At 71.7% G+C, this 19,503-nt stretch carries 20 protein-coding genes and 1 riboswitch; of the genes, 17 read left to right on the top strand and 3 right to left on the bottom strand.

The window, feature by feature from the left end:
- Window positions 1-7: 7 nt before the first annotated feature.
- From AB0B39_RS28570 to AB0B39_RS28525, 10 genes are all read left to right on the top strand, one after another.
- Complete coding sequence (locus AB0B39_RS28570; protein WP_357490546.1) at window positions 8-970, top strand: DUF881 domain-containing protein; 963 nt, start codon at window positions 8-10, stop codon at window positions 968-970.
- An 84-nt stretch (window positions 971-1,054) separates the two neighbouring features.
- A complete protein-coding gene (gene gcvH, locus AB0B39_RS28565) occupies window positions 1,055-1,435 on the top strand; it encodes a glycine cleavage system protein GcvH (protein WP_234586125.1) in 381 nt (126 codons plus the stop codon).
- A 217-nt stretch (window positions 1,436-1,652) separates the two neighbouring features.
- Window positions 1,653-2,105 carry an FHA domain-containing protein gene (locus AB0B39_RS28560; RefSeq protein WP_007071101.1) on the top strand — a complete coding sequence of 151 codons (453 nt, stop codon included), beginning with the start codon at window positions 1,653-1,655 and terminating at the stop codon, window positions 2,103-2,105.
- 50 nt (window positions 2,106-2,155) lie between these two features.
- Window positions 2,156-2,857: a MerR family transcriptional regulator gene (locus AB0B39_RS28555; RefSeq protein WP_234586290.1), complete on the top strand. Its 702-nt coding sequence runs from the start codon at window positions 2,156-2,158 to the stop codon at window positions 2,855-2,857.
- A gap of 185 nt (window positions 2,858-3,042) precedes the next feature.
- Window positions 3,043-3,507, top strand: a complete 465-nt coding sequence (locus tag AB0B39_RS28550) for a bifunctional nuclease family protein (RefSeq protein ID WP_007460347.1) — start codon at window positions 3,043-3,045, stop codon at window positions 3,505-3,507.
- Between the two features lie 191 nt (window positions 3,508-3,698).
- Complete coding sequence (locus AB0B39_RS28545) at window positions 3,699-4,295, top strand: MerR family transcriptional regulator (protein ID WP_234586138.1); 597 nt, start codon at window positions 3,699-3,701, stop codon at window positions 4,293-4,295.
- A 363-nt stretch (window positions 4,296-4,658) separates the two neighbouring features.
- Window positions 4,659-5,057, top strand: a complete 399-nt coding sequence (locus AB0B39_RS28540; protein WP_308195378.1) for a group 1 truncated hemoglobin — start codon at window positions 4,659-4,661, stop codon at window positions 5,055-5,057.
- A 2-nt stretch (window positions 5,058-5,059) separates the two neighbouring features.
- A complete protein-coding gene (locus AB0B39_RS28535; RefSeq protein WP_357490542.1) occupies window positions 5,060-6,226 on the top strand; it encodes a globin domain-containing protein in 1,167 nt (388 codons plus the stop codon).
- Between the two features lie 52 nt (window positions 6,227-6,278).
- A complete protein-coding gene (locus tag AB0B39_RS28530) occupies window positions 6,279-6,974 on the top strand; it encodes a DivIVA domain-containing protein (RefSeq protein ID WP_234586171.1) in 696 nt (231 codons plus the stop codon).
- Window positions 6,975-7,092: 118 nt separating this feature from the next.
- A complete protein-coding gene (locus AB0B39_RS28525) occupies window positions 7,093-8,037 on the top strand; it encodes a methyltransferase domain-containing protein (RefSeq protein WP_357575859.1) in 945 nt (314 codons plus the stop codon).
- Between the two features lie 39 nt (window positions 8,038-8,076).
- On the opposite strand, the gene AB0B39_RS28520 is transcribed toward AB0B39_RS28525, so the two are convergent.
- A complete protein-coding gene (locus AB0B39_RS28520; protein WP_234586175.1) occupies window positions 8,077-8,733 on the bottom strand; it encodes an SDR family oxidoreductase in 657 nt (218 codons plus the stop codon).
- A 101-nt stretch (window positions 8,734-8,834) separates the two neighbouring features.
- On the opposite strand from AB0B39_RS28520, the gene AB0B39_RS28515 reads away from it, so the two are divergent.
- The 3 genes from AB0B39_RS28515 to gcvP all read left to right on the top strand — a co-directional run bounded on the left by AB0B39_RS28515 (window position 8,835) and on the right by gcvP (window position 13,972).
- Window positions 8,835-9,902, top strand: coding sequence for a MerR family transcriptional regulator (locus AB0B39_RS28515; protein ID WP_357575858.1), 1,068 nt, complete (start codon window positions 8,835-8,837; stop codon window positions 9,900-9,902).
- A gap of 144 nt (window positions 9,903-10,046) precedes the next feature.
- Window positions 10,047-10,907 (top strand): NAD-dependent protein deacetylase, encoded by an 861-nt coding sequence (locus tag AB0B39_RS28510; protein WP_357490536.1) that lies wholly within the window; start codon window positions 10,047-10,049, stop codon window positions 10,905-10,907.
- Between the two features lie 60 nt (window positions 10,908-10,967).
- Window positions 10,968-11,066: riboswitch (glycine riboswitch) on the top strand.
- A 71-nt stretch (window positions 11,067-11,137) separates the two neighbouring features.
- On the top strand, window positions 11,138-13,972 hold the full coding sequence (gene gcvP / locus AB0B39_RS28505; RefSeq protein ID WP_357575857.1) for an aminomethyl-transferring glycine dehydrogenase: 2,835 nt from the start codon (window positions 11,138-11,140) through the stop codon (window positions 13,970-13,972).
- Between the two features lie 125 nt (window positions 13,973-14,097).
- Here gcvP and AB0B39_RS28500 read toward each other — a convergent pair whose 3' ends face one another.
- Entirely contained in the window at window positions 14,098-14,298 is a 201-nt protein-coding gene (locus AB0B39_RS28500; protein WP_234586185.1) for a DUF5999 family protein, read from the bottom strand.
- A gap of 96 nt (window positions 14,299-14,394) precedes the next feature.
- Between AB0B39_RS28500 and AB0B39_RS28495 the strand changes: the two genes are divergently transcribed.
- Window positions 14,395-15,615 carry a chorismate-binding protein gene (locus AB0B39_RS28495; protein ID WP_357575873.1) on the top strand — a complete coding sequence of 407 codons (1,221 nt, stop codon included), beginning with the start codon at window positions 14,395-14,397 and terminating at the stop codon, window positions 15,613-15,615.
- A 31-nt stretch (window positions 15,616-15,646) separates the two neighbouring features.
- Window positions 15,647-16,156 (top strand): peptide deformylase, encoded by a 510-nt coding sequence (gene def / locus AB0B39_RS28490; RefSeq protein WP_357490533.1) that lies wholly within the window; start codon window positions 15,647-15,649, stop codon window positions 16,154-16,156.
- Between the two features lie 25 nt (window positions 16,157-16,181).
- On the opposite strand, the gene AB0B39_RS28485 is transcribed toward def, so the two are convergent.
- Window positions 16,182-16,955: a TSUP family transporter gene (locus AB0B39_RS28485; protein WP_357575856.1), complete on the bottom strand. Its 774-nt coding sequence runs from the start codon at window positions 16,953-16,955 to the stop codon at window positions 16,182-16,184.
- A 183-nt stretch (window positions 16,956-17,138) separates the two neighbouring features.
- Between AB0B39_RS28485 and AB0B39_RS28480 the strand changes: the two genes are divergently transcribed.
- Both AB0B39_RS28480 and AB0B39_RS28475 read left to right on the top strand, forming a co-directional pair.
- Entirely contained in the window at window positions 17,139-17,918 is a 780-nt protein-coding gene (locus tag AB0B39_RS28480) for an endonuclease/exonuclease/phosphatase family protein (protein WP_357575855.1), read from the top strand.
- Window positions 17,919-18,037: 119 nt separating this feature from the next.
- Window positions 18,038-19,503, top strand: a 1,466-nt coding sequence (locus tag AB0B39_RS28475; RefSeq protein ID WP_357575854.1) for a M14 family zinc carboxypeptidase, incomplete at its 3' end; no start/stop codon positions are given.

Here is a 19,503-nt window from a genome sequence, read left to right as displayed (position 1 = left end):
GACAGCGATGAGCGACGAGCAGGCGGAGACGGGGACGGGTTGGCCGCAGCCGGCGGGGCCGGGGCGGCCGGGTGGGCCGGCTGGTGAGCCGGATCCGCGGCCGGACGCGCCGGACCCGGACGAGTTGAGTCCGTTGGCGCCGCACGGTCCGACGGAGGAGCCGGAGTCGCCGGACGCGGAGCCCGGGGTGGCCCCTGTCGATGACGGCGCGACGGTGGACCTGAGCGCGATGTCGCGTCCGGCTGAGCCGGCGGACGAGCCGGTGGTGGAGTCGGCCCCCGCGGCGTCGGTGCGGTCGCGGTTCAGCGCGGCCGGGGTGATGATCGCGGCGTTGTTGGCGTTGCTGGGGTTCACGCTCGTCGTGCAGTTGAGGACGACGTCGACGGATCCGACGTTGGGGGCGACGCGTCAGGAGGACCTGGTGCGGATCCTGTCGGATCTGGATGCGCGCGAGAACCGTCTCCAGCAGGACATTCGGGCGTTGGAGGACAGTCAGCGGCAGTTGGCCTCGGGTGCGCAGGGTCGGCAGGCGGCGTTGGACGAGGCGACTCGTCGGGCGGACGAGCTGGGGATTCTGGCGGGTACGTTGCCGGCGGTGGGTCCGGGGTTGACTGTGCAGTTCTCCAGCAACGGGATCAAGCCGATCACTGCGGACCGGGTGTTGGACGCGGTGCAGGAGTTGCGGGGCGCGGGCGCGGAGGCGATGCAGATCTCCGGTGGTGACCGGGAGACGGTGCGGGTGATCGCATCGACGTACTTCCTTGATGGGGACAACGGGTCGTTGGTGGTGGAGGGGCGTCGGTTGACGGGTCCGTTCACCATCACGGTGATCGGTGATCCGGCGACGATGCGTACGGCGTTGAACATTCCTGGTGGGGTGGTCGCGTCGGTCCGGGGTGACGGCGGTAACGTGACGTTTGGGGAGCGTGAGGTTGCCGAGGTTTCGGCGCTGCACGTGCCGACCAAGTAGGAACACGCCCGTCCGGTCTCCTGACCGGCGCGGCCGCGCCGGGCCCGGGTGGTCCGGGGCACCGATGGATGAAGGACGCGTCTGGTGATTCCCGAGGATCTGCGATACACCGCCGAGCATGAGTGGGTGGCGGGTGACGGTACCGGCTCGGTCCGGGTCGGCATTACGCACTTCGCGCAGGACGCGTTGGGTGACATCGTGTACGTGCAGTTGCCGGAGGTGGGTGCGGCCGTCGCGGTCGGTGACTCGCTGGGTGAGATCGAGTCGACCAAGAGTGTGTCGGAGATCTACGCGCCGGTTGCGGGCACGGTGGCGGCGCGTAACGACGCGCTGGGTGACACTCCTGAGCTGATCAACACGGATCCGTACGGTGCGGGTTGGCTGGTGGAGATCACGCCGAACGATCCGACGGCGACGGACGGGTTGCTGACGGCGGGCGCGTACCAGAAGATCACCGAAGGCTGAGTGTGCTTGATCCGGTGTGCGGGATGTCTGCGCGCGTCCGGTTGCCCTGCATTTCGGCGCTGGCTAGGCTCGCCCAGTCGACCGAGAAGAACCCATTAGTTGAGCGTTGTGGAATTGCCTTCCCGGGCACGGGGAGCCAGCCGCCGGGTGGACGAGCGCCCGGCGGCCAGACCCGCCATTACCCGACGCCGACCGAACAGATCCGTGAGGTGGTCCCATGACGCGCCCAGACGACGAGTTCCCCCCACTCGACGTCACCTCGACGCTCAATCTCGGCTCGCTCGACGAAGTGCTGGAAGGGCCGGACACCGATGTGGTGCCGAGCCGGATGTCCGGTTCGTTGCCGCCGGGTATGGCGTTGCTGGTGGTTCGTCGCGGCCCGAATGCGGGTGCCCGGTTCCTGTTGGACCACGATGTGACGACCAGTGGCCGGCACCCGGACAGTGACATCTTCCTCGACGATGTGACGGTGTCGCGCCGGCACGCGGAGTTCCACCGTGATGGTGGGACGTTCACGGTGCGGGACGTGGGTAGCCTCAACGGCACGTACGTGAATCGTGAGCGGGTCGAGGCGGCCACGTTGAGCAATGGTGACGAGGTACAGATCGGTAAGTTCCGGGTGGTGTTCATCGCCGGTCCGCGCCCGGAGGAGGAGGCCGGCCGGGGGTGAACGAGCCTGCGGCCTCCACGCCACCCGGGGCGGCCCGGTCCCAGCCGCTGATGAGCATCGGTGAGGTGCTGGGGCAGTTGCGGGTGGATTTCCCGGACACGACGATTTCGAAGCTGCGGTTCCTCGAGGCCGAGGGGCTGGTGGAGCCGCAGCGGACGGCGGCGGGTTACCGGAAGTACAGCTGGGACGATGTGGCGCGGTTGCGGTTCGTGCTGACCGCGCAGCGGGACCGGTACCTGCCGTTGCGGGTGATCCGTGAGCAGTTGGCGCAGTGGGATTCGTCCGGCGAGCAGCCGGAGCGGTCACGGCCGGCGTTGGTCGCGGTGGGGCCCGATGGTGAGGTGCCGGGTCGGGAGTCGGCGGAGCCGGCCGAGTCGTCGCAGGTGCGGCTCGGCCGGGCTGAGCTGGTGGCCCGCAGTGGGATCGACGAGTCGACGCTTGTGGAGTTGGAGCGGCTCGGTGTGCTGGTGTCGGATCCGCCGGGGTGGTACGACGCGGATGCGTTGATCATCGCGTCGGCGGTGGCGGGTTTGGCGGCGTACGGGTTGGAGCCGCGGCACCTGCGGGGTTACCGGAGTGCGGCCGATCGTGAGGTCGGGTTGTTCGCGCAGTTGGTGGCGCCGTTGGCGCGGCAGAGTGATCCGGCGGCGCGGGCGCGGGCGGCGGAGACGGCGCGGGAGTTGGTGGCGTTGTCGGAGCAGTTGCACGCGGCGTTGGTGCGGGTGGGGCTGCGGTCGACGTTGGGTCGGTGAGGGTGCCCGGCAGGTGGCGGTGGAGCGGAAAGATCTCTTCTGCGAAGCGTGCCGTAGGCTTGCCGGGGTAACCCCTCTCTGGCGCGGGCGTGGTGCTGTAGCGCATCGGACGACCGTGTTGCGGTCCGTGTACCGTGCAGGGAAGGGCGCGGTGCGGCGTAGGTGACAACGACACGGAGGCGGCGGTGCGCGAGCTGAGCGTGGTCGGAGTTCGGGTGGAGCTGCCCAGCAACCAGCCGATCGTCCTGCTCAGGGAGGTCGAGGGCGACCGCTATCTGCCGATCTGGATCGGCGCGGTCGAGGCCACGGCTATCGCTTATGAGCAGCAGGGGGTCAAGCCGGCCCGTCCGTTGACGCATGATCTTTTGCGGGATGTGTTGGCGGCGTTGCAGGCGCCGTTGCAGGCGGTGGAGATCACCGAGCTGAAGGAGAACGTGTTCTACGCGGATCTCCTGATCGGCGATGGGGTGCGGGTGTCGGCGCGGCCGAGCGATTCGATCGCGTTGGCGTTGCGCGTCGGTGCGCCGATTCGTTGTGCGGAGCAGGTCCTCAGCGAGGCGGGGATCGTTATCCCCGATGAGCAGGAGGATGAGGTGGAGAAGTTCCGCGAGTTCTTGGAGCAGGTGCGTCCGGAGGATTTCGCGGGCTGAGCGGCTTCGGTTCCGCGTTGGCGTCACGGTGGGTGACGTCGGCGCGTGGTGGTGATCTTTCTCGGTGGCTGCGCGGCGTGTCGCGTCGGTTCCTCCGTGGTAACCCCTGAAGGTGGCGTTAGGGTTGCCGTGTCGAGGGGTGCGCGTCGGACGAAACGATGCGTCGCCGCACTGACGGGGAGGTTGTCCGGATGCACGAGCCGCAGGATCCTGATCCGGGTACACAGGTGGGTGAGCCGGGCGCGTCGTCGCCGGGTGTGGCGACTGAGGGTGACGGCTCGGTGGGCTACCGAGGTGTGACGGCCTGCCACGCGGTGGGCATCAGTTACCGGCAGTTGGATTACTGGGCGCGGACGACGCTTGTGGTGCCGAGTGTGCGCGACGCGTCGGGTTCGGGGACGCAGCGGTTGTACTCGTTCCGCGATCTGGTGGTGTTGAAGGTCGTGAAGCGGTTGTTGGACGCGGGGGTGTCCCTGCAGAACATCCGCAAGGCGATCGAGGCGTTGCGGTCGCGTGGTGTGGAGGATCTGGCGGGCATCACGTTGATCTCCGACGGGACGACGGTGTACGAGTGCCGGTCTCCGGAGGAGGTGGTCGACCTGTTGCAGGGTGGCCAGGGCGTCTTCGGGATCGCGATCGGTGGGGCGTTCAAGGAGATTCAGGGGTCGTTGTCGCATCTGCCGGCGGAGCCGGCGGCGAGCGGCCCGGCGGAGCCTGCGGTGGGGTCCTCGTCGGATCCGGTGGGTGACGAGTTGGCGGCGCGGCGGGCGAGGCGTCGGGCCGGCTGAGTCGCGGTGCGCGTCCGTTGGCGTGCGGTCCGTTGATACGGGTGACTTTTTTGGCTGCGGCCGCCTGGTGACTGTGGGTCAGGTCGTGGTGTCCGGGTGCGGGTTCCCCGGGTGGCCGATTCCACTGTGGACACTGTCGGTGCTCTTCTGGTTGCCGTCGGTGGATTTCGGGTTCCCTTGTGATGACGGTGCGTGTGCGTCAATTGTCGGGAAACCGATAGGGGGGCCCTGACCGGAGGTCGCGGGCACGCTATGGTCCGTCACGGTCCCTGGCGTGCCGCCGTGGCATGACGGTGTGGCGTCGGTGGCCGTTGCCCCTGCGCGTCACCGCGCGCGCGACCTGTCACCCCGGAAGGAACGACCGTGACGGTTACGGAAGAGACCGCTCCAGCCTCGAATTACGACCGCATCGGCGGTGCGAGTTCGGTGAAGGCGGCCGTGGAGCTGTTCTACGACAAGGTGCTCGCCGATCCGGAGTTGGCGGGTTATTTCGCCACTGTGGACATGACGGGTCAGCGTCGGCACCTGGCGTTGATGTTGACGGTGGTGCTGGGCGGCCCGAACGAGTACACCGGTCGCGGGTTGGCCGAGGCGCACCAGCCGTTGGGCATTCCGGTGGCGCACTACGCCAAGGTGGGTGAGTACCTGATCGCGACGCTGGCCGAGCTGGGCGTTCCGGCCGACGTGCAGGACGACGTGCGGGCGGTGCTGGTGCAGGTGCAGGACCAGGTGGTGGCCACCGGAGAGCGTCCGGGCGTCTGAGCGTGGACGCGGCCCGACTCAAGCAGAGTTGGTCCCTCGTCGCCGGGCACGGCGACGAGGTGCCGCTCTACTTCTATTCAACGTTGTTTCTGGCGCATCCCGAGACGCGGCAGATGTTCCCCACGAACATGGCGGGGCAGCGGGACCGTCTGGTCACCGCGTTGGGTCACATCGTGTCCCACGTGGACCAGGTCGATCGGCTGGTGGGTTTCCTGCAGGACCTCGGCGCGGATCACCGTAAGTTCGCGGTCCGCGCGGAGCACTATCCGGCGGTCGGTGAGGCGCTGCTGGCGACGTTGCAGCATTTCCTCGCCGAGCAGTGGACCGATGAGCTGGCCCAGGACTGGGCTGCCGCGTACGGGCTGATCGCGCAGGTGATGATGGAGGCGGCGCAGGCCGCCGAGGCGGTGAACCCGCCGTGGTGGGTGGCCGAGATCGTGGCCCATGAGCGGCGGGCGTTCGACGTGGCGGTGTTGACGGTGCGTCCGCAGTACCTTTTGCCGTTCACCCCGGGTCAGTCGATCGGGGTGTCGCATCCGTCGGTGCGGTCGTGGCGGTACTACTCGCCGGCGAACGCGCCACGCGCGGACGGCACGCTGGAGTTGCATGTGCGGGCCGCGCCGGGTGGCGCGGTGTCGTCGCGGCTGGTGTACGGCTCGGCGGTGGGGGACCGCGTGCATCTGGCCGCTCCGGTGGGGGACCGCCTGTCGTTGTGGTCGGCGGGTTCCAGTGATCTGTTGCTGCTGGCGTCGGGCACCGGCTGGGCGCCGGTGAAGGCGCTGGTGGAGCAGGTCGCCGCGGAGGGGTCGGGTCGTCGCGTGGATCTGTACGTGGGTGCGCGGTCGCGCAGCGAGTTCTACGACAGCGACGCGATCGACAAGTTGGCGTCGTCGTATCCGTGGTTGACGGTGACGTACGTGGTGGGCGCGGACGTGAACCGCCCGGGTGAGTTCGTGTACGCGGTGGACCGGGCGTTGGCCGATGGGGACTGGCGTTCGCGGCACGTGTACGTGTGCGGGTCGGACGAGATGGTGTCGCACGCGGTGCAGTCGTTGGCTCGGGCGGGTTACCACGAGGGTCAGGTGCATCACGAGGGTCTGGGCAAGCAGTGGTACGGCCCGGCGTGGCGTACGGCGGTCCAGCAGTCGAGTGAGGGGGGTGACCGGTGAGCGCGAGGAGTGAGCTTGCGAGCCCCGCAGTCGCGAAGGAAGGGCGTGAGCGGTGAGCGCGACCCCGATCAGCCGGTACGACGGTATTCAGGTGTCCGGCGGTGTGCAGGTGCGGATGACCTCCGACCGGGTTCGGCGGTGGGAGTTCGGGACGGCGCCGTTCGCGCGGCGTGGCTACGACAACGCGGACGTGGACCGGTTCCGGGTGCAGGTCGCCGACGAGTTGGATCTGTTGGCGACGCAGATCGCGAACCTGCGGGCGGAGAATGAGCGGCTCACCGACCGGGTGGAGTTGCACCGCCACGGGGTGATCCCGAGTACGCCGGCGGCGGCGAAGGTGCCAGCGGCCAAGGAGGTGAATCTGCTGTCGGCGGCGCAGCGGGAGGCCGAGCAGATCATCGCGCAGGCGCACGACTACGCGCGGCGGGTCGCCGAGTACGCCCGGATGCAGTACGAGAGTTACATGCGGGCGGCGGCGGAGGAGGCGAAGCAGGAGGCTGAGCGGGCGGTCACGGAGTACCGCAGTTCGGCCGGGTCCAGCTTCGACGACACGGTGGCGACCCGGGAGGCGTTGCGGATCTTCGGCGAGATGATGGTGTCGCACATGCAGGCGGCGGCGCGGCATCTCGACGACGGCAGTGAACAGTTGGCGCGCACGATGGACCGGATCGCGAAGGAGACGCCGGGGGCGCCCTTCGTGGGTGGCGCGGCCGGGCAGGCGGCGTTGCCCCGTCACCACCAGCGGTGAGTTGTCAGGGGTGGGGTTCGCTGCGGTGGACCCCACCCGGCGCGCTGGCGGCGGTGGCATAGTCGAAGGGGCCAGGCGGGGCTGATATCGGTGGCCCGCCCCGGGGAGAGGCGCCGTCGTGTCCGTATCACCCTCACCGGATCCGCTGGCCGCGTTGGAGGCTTCGGCGTGGGCTCTGGCGGCCGCGGTCGGCACCATGAGTGACGCCCTGTCGGCCCCGCTCGCCGAGGTCCTCGCGGCGTCGCCGCACCGCAGCGCGGTGCTGGAGGCCGCTGGTCTGCTGTCCTGGGATGCTGGGGTGCCGGTCGCGCACCCGTCGCTGTTGGCTGCCGACGGGCCGACCGGGCGCAGCGCGGTGCAGGCGCGGTTGAGTTCGCTGCGCCAGGCGGTCGCCGCGGCGGCGCAGGAGCCGTCGGGGCCGGGCGGGACCGGTTGGGCGGAGCTGGGCGACGAGGTGTTGCTGCATCAGGGTCGGGCGTCGGCGGCGACCGGCCGGGCGTTGGCCACCCGGGTGGTGCCCGAGTTGCCGGGGCTGGCGCGGCGCCTGGGCTCGACCGACGGCCGGGTGCTGGACGTGGGCACCGGTGTGGCGGCGTTGGCGGTTGCCCTGGCCCGGGCGTTGCCCCGGGCGTCGGTGGTGGGGATCGACGTGCTGCAGCGGGCGTTGGACCTGGCCCGCGGGGAGTTGGCCGCAGCGCCCGACGTCGCGGATCGGATCAGTCTGCGCCGTCAGGACGTCGCGGAGGTGGCCGAGCCGGGCGGGTACGACCTGGTGTGGCTGCCGGCGCCGTTCCTGCCCCAGCAGACGTTGACGGTGGCGTTGCCCCGGCTGGTGCAGGCGTTGCGGCCAGGCGGCTGGCTGGTGGCGGGCACCAACCCGCCGGCGGCTGATCCGTTGCGGGCGGCGGTGGGCCGGTGGAACGCGGTCCGTAACGGCGGCAACGCCTTCGACGCGGACCGGATGGCGCAGGTGCTGGCGGGGGCGGGGCTGGTGGATGTCCGTCGTTTCCCGACCGTGCCCGGCGGGCCGGTGCTGGTCGCCGCGCACCACCCCGGGGGCTGACCGCCGCCGACCGGGGGTGCCCCTCGACGGTTGGGTCGGTCAGGTGGCGGCGGCGCGGATGGCGTCGGCGATCGGGGTGGGGCCGTCGACGAGTTCCAGGGTCGTGCCGGCGGTGCGGGGTTCGTCCAGGAGCGCGGCGAGGACGTGGGCGACGTCGGCGCGGCTGATCGCGCCGCGGCCGGCGTGTGGGGTGAGGGTGACCTGCCCGGTGGGTTCGTCGTCGGTGAGCCGGCCGGGGCGCAGCACCGTCCAGGCCAGGTCGCGGGCGCGCAGGTCGTCCTCGGCGGCTCGTTTGGCGCGTAGGTAGGCGGCCCACACGTCGTCGGTGCCGGCGGCGGGTGGCTTGTCCACGCCCATGGAGGACACCAGCAGGTAGCGGTGGACGCCGGCGCGGGTGGCGGCGTCGGCGAGCAGCGCGGCGGCGCCCCGGTCGACGGTGTCCTTGCGGGCGGCGCCGCTGCCGGGGCCGGCGCCGGCGGCGAAGACCACCGCGTCGGCGTCGCGCAGGTGCGCGGCGACCTCGTCGACGTCGACGTGTTCGAGGTCGCAGACGACCGCTGTGGCGCCGGCGGCGCGCAGGTCGTCGGCCTGGTCGGGGTTGCGGATCAGGCCGACGGCGGTGTCGCCGCGGTCGGCGAGGTGCCGCTGGAGCAGCAGGGCGATCTTGCCGTGGCCTCCGGCGATGACAACACGCATGTGTCCAACCTACCGCTGTCGCCAGGCTTGACCTTGACCTGCGGGCAACCCCCAGGCTGGTGTGTGCCGGTCACCGTGACCGGCGCGAGGAGGAAGCCGACGTGGGGTTGTTGACCATCGGGGCGTTCGCCCGGGCGGCGGGACTGACGCCGAAGGCGTTGCGCCTGTACGGACGGGTGGGGGTGCTGGCGCCGGCCGCGGTGGATTCCGAGTCGGGATACCGGCTCTACGACCCGCGGCAGGTGCCGCTGGCCCGGCTGGTGGCCCAGTTGCGTCGCATCGGCATGCCGCTGGCGCAGATCCGCGCCGTGTGCGAGCTGGAACCCGCGGCGGCGGCGCAGGCCGTCACCGCGTACTGGCGGCAGGTGTCGGTCGACACCGCGGTCCGCGCCCGGCTCGCCGGCCTCCTCGTGGATCACCTGTCCGAGGGGAGCGCCACCGTGTCGAGAACGAACCGCACCGTCGCCGTCCGCTACGCCGCCGGTTGTGACACCGGGACCGTGCGGGACAGCAACGAGGACGTCGCGTACGCCAGTGAGCGGTTGCTGGCCGTCGCCGACGGGGTACGGGGGCCCGGCGGCGGGGCGGCGAGCGCCGCCGCCGTCGACGCGCTCACCGCGTTGGAACTCGCCGACGGGCCGGCCGTCGACCTGCTGACGATGCTGGCGGGGGCGGTCACCGACGCGGACCGGGTCGTGCGCGAGTTGGCGACCGACGACCACCAGCCGGCGACCACGCTGACCGCGCTGCTGCGCAGCGGCACCCACCTGGCGCTGGTGCACGTCGGTGACACCCGCGCGTACCTGCTGCGCGACGGTGAGCTGTCCCTGTTGACGCAGGACCACACGTGGGTGCAGGCGCAGGTGGATCAGGGCCGGCTCGACCGCGACGAGGCGGGCGCGCATCCCCAGCGGGCGGTGCTGGTGCGCGCGCTGGGCGGCGGTCAGCAGGTCGAGGCCGACCTGGCGTTGCGGGCGGCGTTGCCCGGTGACCGGTACCTGCTGTGCTCCGACGGGCTGTGGGCTGTCGTCGACCGGGTCGCCCTGTTCTCGACACTGACCGCGGCGGCCGATCCGGAGCACGCGGTGCGGGCCCTGGTCGACGCCGCGCGGGCCGCGGGGGCGCCGGACAACATCGCCTGCGTCGTCGCCGACGTCGTCGCGGTGTAGGAGCGCGGCGGGGTGGCCGTCGCGCGGGTGCGGTGCCGGCGGCCGCCGGCACCGGACGAGGCTGCTGCCGGGCGTACGGCGTCGCACGTGGCCGGCTGCCGGCGGTGTTCGGCATCGGCGGGCGCGCTGAGGCAGCATGAAGGGGTGACGAAGAGCCTGGAGGCGTTGACCTCGCTGGTGGCCGGCGGCGGAGTGGTGGTGCTCAGCGGGGCGGGGCTGTCCACCGAGTCGGGTATCCCGGACTATCGGGGGCCCAGCGGGGTGGCCCGCCGGCACACCCCGATGACCTTCCAGGCGTTCACCCGGGATCCCGTCGCTCGGCGGCGGTACTGGGCGCGCAGCCACCTGGGGTGGCGGTTGATCGCCCGCGCGGCACCGAACGCCGGGCACCGGGCGGTGGCGCGGCTGCAACGCGCCGGTCTGGTCGACGCGGTGATCACGCAGAACGTCGACGGGTTGCACGGTGCCGCGGGCAGCGACCGGGTGGTCGAGTTGCACGGGCGCCTCGACGAGGTGGTCTGCCTGGACTGCGGCAACCTGACCTCCCGGGAGGAGGTGGACCGGCGGCTGCGCGAGGCCAACCCGGACTTCGTGGCCCGTGCCGCCGCGGTCAACCCGGACGGTGATGTGGATCTCCCCGATGAGCAGGTGGCCGGGTTCCGGCCGGTCGACTGCGGGATCTGTGGGACGGGGATGCTGAAACCGGACGTCGTGTTCTTCGGTGAGACGGTGCCGCCCGAGCGGGTGGCGCGGTGTTTCGCGCTGGTGGAGCAGGCGCGGGCGGTGGTGGTGCTCGGGTCGTCGTTGACTGTCATGTCGGGGCGCCGGTTCGTGATCCGCGCGGCGAAACACGGCATTCCGGTCGCGATTGTCAACCAGGGGCCGACCCGGGGTGACGGGTACGCCACGGTGTGCCTCGACGCGCCGCTGGGAGCGCTGCTGCCGGCGCTCGCCGACCGGGTCGCCGGCGAGGCCGCGCCGCTGGCCACAGCGGCCGGCGTGTGACGTCACAGGGGTAGGACATGAGCCGGAAACACCGGCGCTGGTAGCGTTGACCATGCCGGTACCACCCACGTGGGAGAGACCGCCCGAGAGCAGCAGGGGCGGCGCCGAAGGGGCAAATCCTCCCCGGAACCTCTCAGGCAAAAGGACCTCGTGGGCAGGCACTGTGGAGCGCTGTGCGGGCGCGACAGAGGGGGAGGCCGATCCGTCGACCTCGCCCGGGAGCGCCAAAGATGTCCGTAGAGCAGTTCGCCACCCGTCACATCGGTCCCGGCCCCGACGATGAGCGTCGCATGCTGGAGGTCGTCGGCCACGACTCGATCGACGAGCTGATGGACGCCGCGATCCCCGAGGTGATCCGCTGGCACGGCACTCTCGACCTGCCGGAGGCGGCCACCGAGGCCGAGGCGATCGCCGAGCTGCGGGCCCTCGCGGCCCGCAACACCGTCGCCGTGTCGATGATCGGCCTGGGCTACCACGGCACGCACACCCCGGCGGTGATCCGCCGGAACGTCCTGGAGGACCCGGCCTGGTACACGGCGTACACGCCGTACCAGCCGGAGATCAGTCAGGGCCGCCTCGAGGCGCTGCTGAACTTCCAGACGATGGTCACCGACCTGACCGGCCTGGCCACAGCGAACGCCTCCATGCTCGACGAGGGCACCGCCGCCGCGGAGGCGATGACCCTCGCCCGGCGGGCGTCCAAGAGCAAAAGCGGGGTGTACGTCGTCGACGCCGACGCCCTGCCGCAGACCATCGCGGTGATCACCAGCCGGGCGGTGCCACTCGGCATCGACGTGCGGGTCCTCGACGTCGAGCGCGACGAGCTGCCGGCCGAGTTCTTCGGCCTGCACCTGCAGTACCCGGGCGCGTCGGGCGCGGTGCGCGACCACGCGGGTCTCGTCGAGGCGGCGCACGCCGTCGGGGCCCTGGTGACCGTCGCGGCGGACCTGCTGGCGTTGACGCTGCTGCGGGCGCCGGGGGAGATCGGCGCGGACATCGCCGCCGGCACCACCCAGCGCTTCGGCGTACCGATGGGCTTCGGTGGGCCGCACGCCGGTTACCTGGCGGTGCGCTCGGGCCTGGAGCGGATGCTGCCCGGGCGCCTGGTCGGGGTGTCCCGCGACGCGGACGGCAACCCGGCCTACCGGCTGGCGTTGCAGACCCGCGAGCAGCACATCCGGCGGGAGAAGGCGACCAGCAACATCTGCACCGCCCAGGTGCTCCTCGCGGTGATGGCCGGCATGTACGCCGTCTACCACGGCCCGGACGGGCTGCGCGCCATCGCGGCGCGTACCCACCGGATGGCGGCTTCGCTCGGGGCGGTGCTGCGCGGCGCGGGCATCGAGCTGGAACACCAGCGGTTCTTCGACACGATCACCGCGATCGTGCCGGGACAGGCCGCGGAGGTGGTCGCGGCCGCAGCGGACGGCGGCGTCAACCTGCGGCTGATCGACGCCGACCGGGTGGGCATCTCATGCGACGAGACCACCACGGGCGCACACGTGAAGGCGGTGGTGGCCGCGTTCGGTGTCGAGTTCCGCACCACCACTCCCCGCGACTTCGACGAGAGCCCAATCCGGGGGGCCCTGGCCCGTACCAGCGACTTCCTGACCCACCCGGTGTTCCGTAGCCACCACTCGGAGACGGCGATGCTGCGCTACCTGCGCCGGCTGTCGGACTTCGACTACGCCCTGGACCGGGGCATGATCCCCCTCGGCTCGTGCACGATGAAGCTGAACGCCACCACCGAGATGGAGCCGATCAGCTGGGCGGAGTTCGCGCACATCCACCCGTTCGCCCCGGACGACCAGACCGCCGGGTACCGGGAGATGATCGGGCAGCTGGAGTCGTGGTTGGCCGAGGTGACCGGTTACGACGCGGTGAGCGTGCAACCCAACGCCGGGTCGCAGGGTGAGCTGGCCGGTCTGCTGGCCATCCGCTCCTACCACGCGTCGCGGGACCAGGCGCACCGCGACGTGTGCCTGATCCCGTCGTCGGCGCACGGCACCAACGCGGCCAGCGCGGTGATGGCCGGCATGCGGGTCGTCGTGGTGGCCTGCGACGACGACGGCAACGTCGACCTCGTCGACCTCGACGCGAAGATCGACAAGCACCGCGACGCGCTCGCCGCGATCATGGTGACGTACCCGTCGACGCACGGTGTGTACGAGACGGGCATCGCGTCGCTGTGCGCGAAGGTCCACGACGCCGGCGGCCAGGTGTACGTCGACGGGGCGAACCTCAACGCCCTGGTCGGGTTCGCCAAGCCGGGCAAGTTCGGGGCGGACGTGTCGCACCTGAACCTGCACAAGACGTTCTGCATCCCGCACGGCGGCGGTGGCCCCGGGGTGGGCCCGGTGGCGGTGCGCGCGCACCTGGCGCCGTTCCTGCCCGGTGACCCGCTCGGCGCGCACGCCGACGCCACCCCGGCGATCTCGGCGGCGAAGTACGGGTCGGCGGGCATCCTGCCGATCCCGTGGGCGTACCTGCGGATGATGGGCGCCGAGGGCCTGACCCGGGCCACCGGCGTGGCGGTCCTCGCCGCGAACTACGTGGCGGCGCGGCTGCGCGGGCACTACCCGGTGCTGTACGCCGGCAACAAGGGCCTGGTGGCCCACGAGTGCATCCTCGACCTGCGGCCGTTGACCAAGGCGACCGGGGTGAGCGTCGACGACGTGGCGAAGCGCCTGATCGACTACGGCTTCCACGCGCCGACGATGTCGTTCCCCGTCGCCGGGACGCTGATGGTCGAACCGACCGAGAGCGAGGACCTGGCCGAGCTGGACCGGTTCTGCGACGCGATGATCGCGATCCGCGCGGAGATCGACCAGGTGGGGTCGGGGCAGTGGCCGGCGGGGGACAACCCCCTGGCGAACGCGCCGCACACCGCGGCGATGGTCAGCGGCGACGAGTGGCCGCACGCGTACCCGCGTTCGGTGGGCGCGTACCCGGGCGGGGTCGACCGGGCCGGGAAGTACTGGCCGCCGGTGCGGCGCATCGACGGCGCGTACGGAGACCGGAACCTGGTCTGCTCGTGCCCGTCGCCGGAGGCGTTCGAGGACTGACGTCGGCAGGCCGGGGCGGGCGGTTTCGGGCCGCCCCGGCTACGCCGCGACCTGGGCGCAGACGTCCCGTACCGGGGGACTAGCCTGGGTCGACGGCGGCTGGTGTGGTGACGCTGGGTGGTCGTTCAGGCCACGAGAGCGTGTCGGGCGGGGCCGCGGTGCGGTGCGATGCTGCTGCCGTCGGGAAGCAGCTCGCCGGTGTCCTCGAAGACGATCACACCGTTGCAGAGCAGGCTCCAGCCCTGCTCAGGGAAGCAGGCGAGGACCCGGGCGGCTTCCCGGTCGGTGGCTTCAGCTAAGGGGCAGGTCGGTTGGTGCTGGCACATCGGGTTCTCCGGACTGTGGGGGCACTGTGTCATGGTTCACATGACCAGTGACGCACAGTACCAAGCGAAAGTGTCCAGCATCGAGCAGGTGCCGGCCTGGCGTACGGGAAATCCACTGAACGGATGAGGAAGGTCGGACCATACGGCGTGGAAACGCTCCCACAGGTGCCTGTCGATGTGCCGGCGGCACCCACCGCGTGTCGCGACACGCTCGCTGAACGCGCCCGCCTGCACTGGCGCCGCACCGACGGCGGCGACCCCGCGGTCCTCGCCGAGGAGTTCCTCGCCGCGCACGGCCTGAACCTACGCGACCTCACCCGGCCCACCCCCACCCACCACGACACCCGCGCCTGCGGCGCCGCCCTCTACCTGTCCGCCGCCGCCGGAGCACACCTGGCCGGCGCCCCCACCGCGGCGCCCGAACCCGCCCCGACCCTGCCCGACCTCGCCGTCGTCGTCTACGACCACGCTCGGACCCGACGCGCCCCCGCCCGCACGGCGACACCCTGGTGGCTCGGCGACTGGACCGACAGCTGGACACCCGAGCAGCACGCCGCCGCCGTCGACGCCATCCGCGCCGCCATCGGCCGCGGCGACGTCTACCAGGCCAACCTCGTCGGCCACGCCGCCGCCCCCTACACCGGCGACCCCCTGCCCGCCCTGCGCCGCCTCGGCGCGCTGCCCGGCGCCCGCTACGGCGGAGTCCTCACCGGCCACGGCTGGGCCATCGGCTGCGCCTCACCGGAAACCCTCATCGAGGTCCGCGACGGACACCTGATCACCCGACCCATCAAGGGCACCCGCCCCGCCACCGCCGCCGGCCGCGCCGAACTACTCAGCAGCGCCAAGGAACGCGCCGAACACATCATGATCGTCGACCTGGAACGCAACGACCTCGCCCGCATCGCCCGCACCGGCACCGTCACCGTCGACGACCTGTTCGCCGTACGCCGCTGGTGCGACCTGTGGCAGGCCGAGTCGACAGTGCGCGCCACCGCCGCCGACGGCCTCGGCCTGGCCGACCTGCTGCGCGCCACCTGCCCCGGCGGCTCCGTCACCGGGGCGCCAAAACTCGCCGCCCTGACCCACATCGCCGCCGGAGAACCCGTCGGCCGCGGCGCCAGCATGGGCGCCCTCGGCTGGGTCGCACCCGGGCACGTCGACCTCGGCCTGACCATCCGCACCGCCGCCACCGACGGCGACATGATGCACACCTGGGCCGGCGGCGGCATCACCTGGGACAGCGACCCCGCCGCCGAGGTCGCCGAAGCCGCAGCGAAAACCGCGCCCATCCGCGCCACCCTGGCCGGACGCTGACCCGGCCACCGGCGGCGATACGCTGACCCCCATGACCATGCGGCCCATCCGGATCATCGGCGACCCCGTCCTGCGCACCGAATGCGCGCCGGTCACCACCTTCGACGCCGAGCTGCGCGCCCTGGTCACCGACCTGATGGACACCCTGCTGGGCGAACCCGGCCGCGCCGGCGTCGCCGCACCGCAGATCGGCGTCGACGCCCAGGTGTTCGTCTACGACGCCGACGGCCACCGCGGCCACCTCATCAACCCCACCCTGGAACTGTCCGACGAACTCCAGGACGACGAGGAAGGCTGCCTGTCCATCCCCGGGCTGTACTTCCCGACCGTACGGGCCCTGCACGCCACCGCCCACGGCGTCGACCAGAACGGCGAACCACTCACCATCAGCGGCACCGGCTTCCTCGCCCGCGCCCTGCAACACGAGACCGACCACCTGCGCGGCACCCTCTACGTCGACACCCTGCGCGGCGACACCCGCCGCCGGGCCCTGCGCGAGATCCGCGCCGGCCGCTTCGACTCACCCAGCCGCCGCGCCTAGAGCCCCCGCACCCGGGCCCGCCCGGTCAGCGGGCCACCCACTGGTCGTGACCCAACTTGGCGACCAACGCCAGCACCACGACCAGCAGCACCACCCGCACGAACCCTGACCCGCGCCGCAACGCCATCCGCGCACCCAGCACCGCGCCCGCGACGTTGCACACCGCCATCCCCGCGCCCAGCAACCACCACACGTGCCCGGTCACCCCGAATACCACCAACGCGCCCAGGTTCGTGCCCGCGTTGATCACCTTCGCCATCGCCGACCCGTGCACGAAGTCCGCACCGATCAGCGCCGTGAACGCCACCACCAGGAACGTCCCCGTACCCGGCCCGATCAACCCGTCGTACAGGGCGATACCGACACCGGCCACACCGATCGCCACCGCGACCCGCACCGGCGTCCGCCGCGCCGGGACCGCCACCACCCCCAGCCGCGGACGCAGCAGCACGAACGCCGCCACCGCCACCAGGACCACCAACACCACCGGCCGGTACGCCGACGCCGGCACCGCCCCGGCCAACGCCGCACCCACCCCGGCGCTGAGCACCGCCAACCCCGCCGCCGGCCCCACCATCCGCCAGTCGAGCTTCGTGCGCCGCGCGTACGTCGCCGCCGCCGTCGTCGTACCGAAGATCGCCGCCAACTTGTTCGTGCCCAACGCCGTGGCCACCGGCAACCCCGGCGCGGCCACCAGCAACGCCGGCAACAGCAACAACCCACCACCGCCGACCACGGCGTCCACCCACCCGGCCATCGCCGCGGCGACCAGCAACGTACTCAGCGATACGGCGTCCACGGGCCGCAATTCTTCCCACCCGACGCGCCCGACCGGCCCCCGAAGTGGCAAGACTCACCGCTCACCGACCCCGCGTACGCCGCAACCACACCCCCAACGCGCCAACCGCCACGAACACCAGCATCGAACACAGCAGCACCTTCACCACACGGCAACCCTCCCACGGGGACGTAAGGTGCAGGAGTGCGCCTGGCCACCTTCAACCTGCTGCACGGCCGATCCCTGACCGACGGACTCGTCAACCCCGACCGCCTCGCCGCCGCCGTACGCGCCCTCGACGCCGACGTCCTCGCCCTGCAGGAGGTCGACCGCGACCAACACCGCAGCGGCAACCTCGACCTCACCGCCATCGCCGCCCGGGCCCTCGACGCGCCACACCACCGCTTCGCGGCAGCCGTCGTCGGCACCCCCGGCGAACAGTTCCGCCCCCTGCGCCACGACGACGACGGCCACGGCGAACCCTGCTACGGCATCGGACTCATCAGCCGCTACCCCGTACGCAGCTGGCACGTCACCCGACTCAAGCCCGCCCCCGTGCGCTCACCGGTCTACGTCCCCGGCCCCGGCGGCGGCCTCATCCTGCTGCACGACGAACCCCGCGTCGTCCTCGCCGCCGTCCTCGACACCCCACACGGCCCCCTCACCGCCGCCGCGACCCACCTGTCCTTCGTGCCCGGCTGGAACGCCCGCCAACTCCGCCAGACCGTGCGCGCCCTGCGCGCGCTACCCGGCCCCCGCGTCCTGCTCGGCGACCTCAACCTGCCCGCCGGCCCCGCCCGGTTCATCTCCGGCTGGCGCCCCCTGGGCCGACGGCCCACCTACCCCTCCGGGCAGCCCCGCGTCCAACTCGACCACGTCCTGGCCGACCGGCACGCCCTCGGCCAGTTCCCACCCGTACGGGCCGTCACCGCACCACCGTCCACCATCTCCGACCACCGCCCCCTGCTGGTCGACCTCGGCTGACGACCGACCCCGACTCCACGCGGCCAGCGCCGAGCCGCAAGATTCCCTCAAGATCATTGCATCGACGAACCCCGACGATCATGCTGGGCGGGTCGCGCCACGATCACGTCGGAGGCCACATGAGACGCCCGCGAACCACCCTCGTCGCCGCAGCCACCCTCATCGCTCTCACCCTCACCACCGCACCCACCCCCGCCAACGCCCAGAGCGCCGCGCAACCCAACCAGGTCGCCGACCTCACCGTCCGCCAGGCCGACGGGTACGCCACCCTCGCCTGGACACCCGTCGACGGCGCCACCGACTACCAGATCGAACGCACCGCGGTCGACACCAACGGCACCCCCACCGGCGCACCGACAATCGTCGGCGTCTGGCGCCCCAACCGCCAGATCAACCAGCAGGCACCCACCTTCGCCGACGCCGGATTCAACCCCGGCGACAGCTTCCAGTGGCGCGTACGCGCCCGCACCGGCACCACCGAACAGCCCTACTCCGACCCCGTCACCGCCACCACCACCGCACCCTGGGGCAACCCCGACACCCCCGGCCAACAACTGCGCACCCAGTGGGAGACCACCCACGCCGCGCAGTACACCAGCGACACCGACGAGTACGCCTACACCGCCGCCATCGACGCCCTCAGCGACCGCGTACGCGTCGTCGAACTCGGCCGCACCGTCCAGAACCGACCCATCAACATGCTGGTCATCGGACACCCCACCCCGGCCACCACCCCCGAAGCCGTCGCCGCCACCGCACCCGTGGCCATCAACTGCAACGTGCACGGCAACGAACCCGGCGACCGCGAAGCCTGCCTCATCATGGCCCGGCAACTCGCCTTCAGCACCGACCCCCGCATCACCGACCTGCTCAGCCACACCACGGTCCTGATCGTCCCCACCATCAACGGAGACGGCCGCGCCAACAACACCCGCGGCAACTCCACCGGCCAGGACCTCAACCGCGACTACTCCCTGATCCGCCAACCCGAAACCGCCGCGTACATCAGGATGGTCCGCGACTACCGACCCGTCGCCGGCTACGACGGCCACGAGTTCGGCAACTCCCGCGCCGGCGACCTGCCCATGCTGCCGCCCCGGCACCAGAACGTCCCCCAACCCATCTTCGACCAGTCCCAGGACATGATCGAAGGCCACATGTACGCCAAGGGCGCCGAAGCCGGCTGGTGGCCCTGCCCCTACGGCTGCGAAGGCGGCGGCAACGTCGGCCTCAGCGAAGAGACCATCCTGCGCAACACCCTCGGCCTCAAGAACGTCACCAACTCCCTGCTGGAACTGCGCAGCTCCGGCGGACAGACCCGACCCGACGAGGGCAACACCGCCAACAACCGGCGCCGCAAGACCTACTCCGCCCTCTGGACGTTCCACCAGTTCCTCGACTACCACCGCGCCGACCGCGCCAGCATCCTCACCTCCCGCGCCGAGGCCATCACGATCCAGGCCGCCAACACCGGCCGCCTCGTCTTCCGCGGCTCCCCCCCCCAAACCCCCCCCCCCCCCCCCCCCCCCCCCCCCCCCCCCCCCCCCCCGGGGGCCCCCCCCCCCCCCCCAAAAAAACCCACCAA

This window comes from Micromonospora sp. NPDC049114 (genome assembly GCF_040648635.1).
Lineage (GTDB): Bacteria > Actinomycetota > Actinomycetes > Mycobacteriales > Micromonosporaceae > Micromonospora.
Note: the sequence above shows the minus strand (reverse complement) of the source record. Positions and strands in the feature narration are given on the sequence as shown.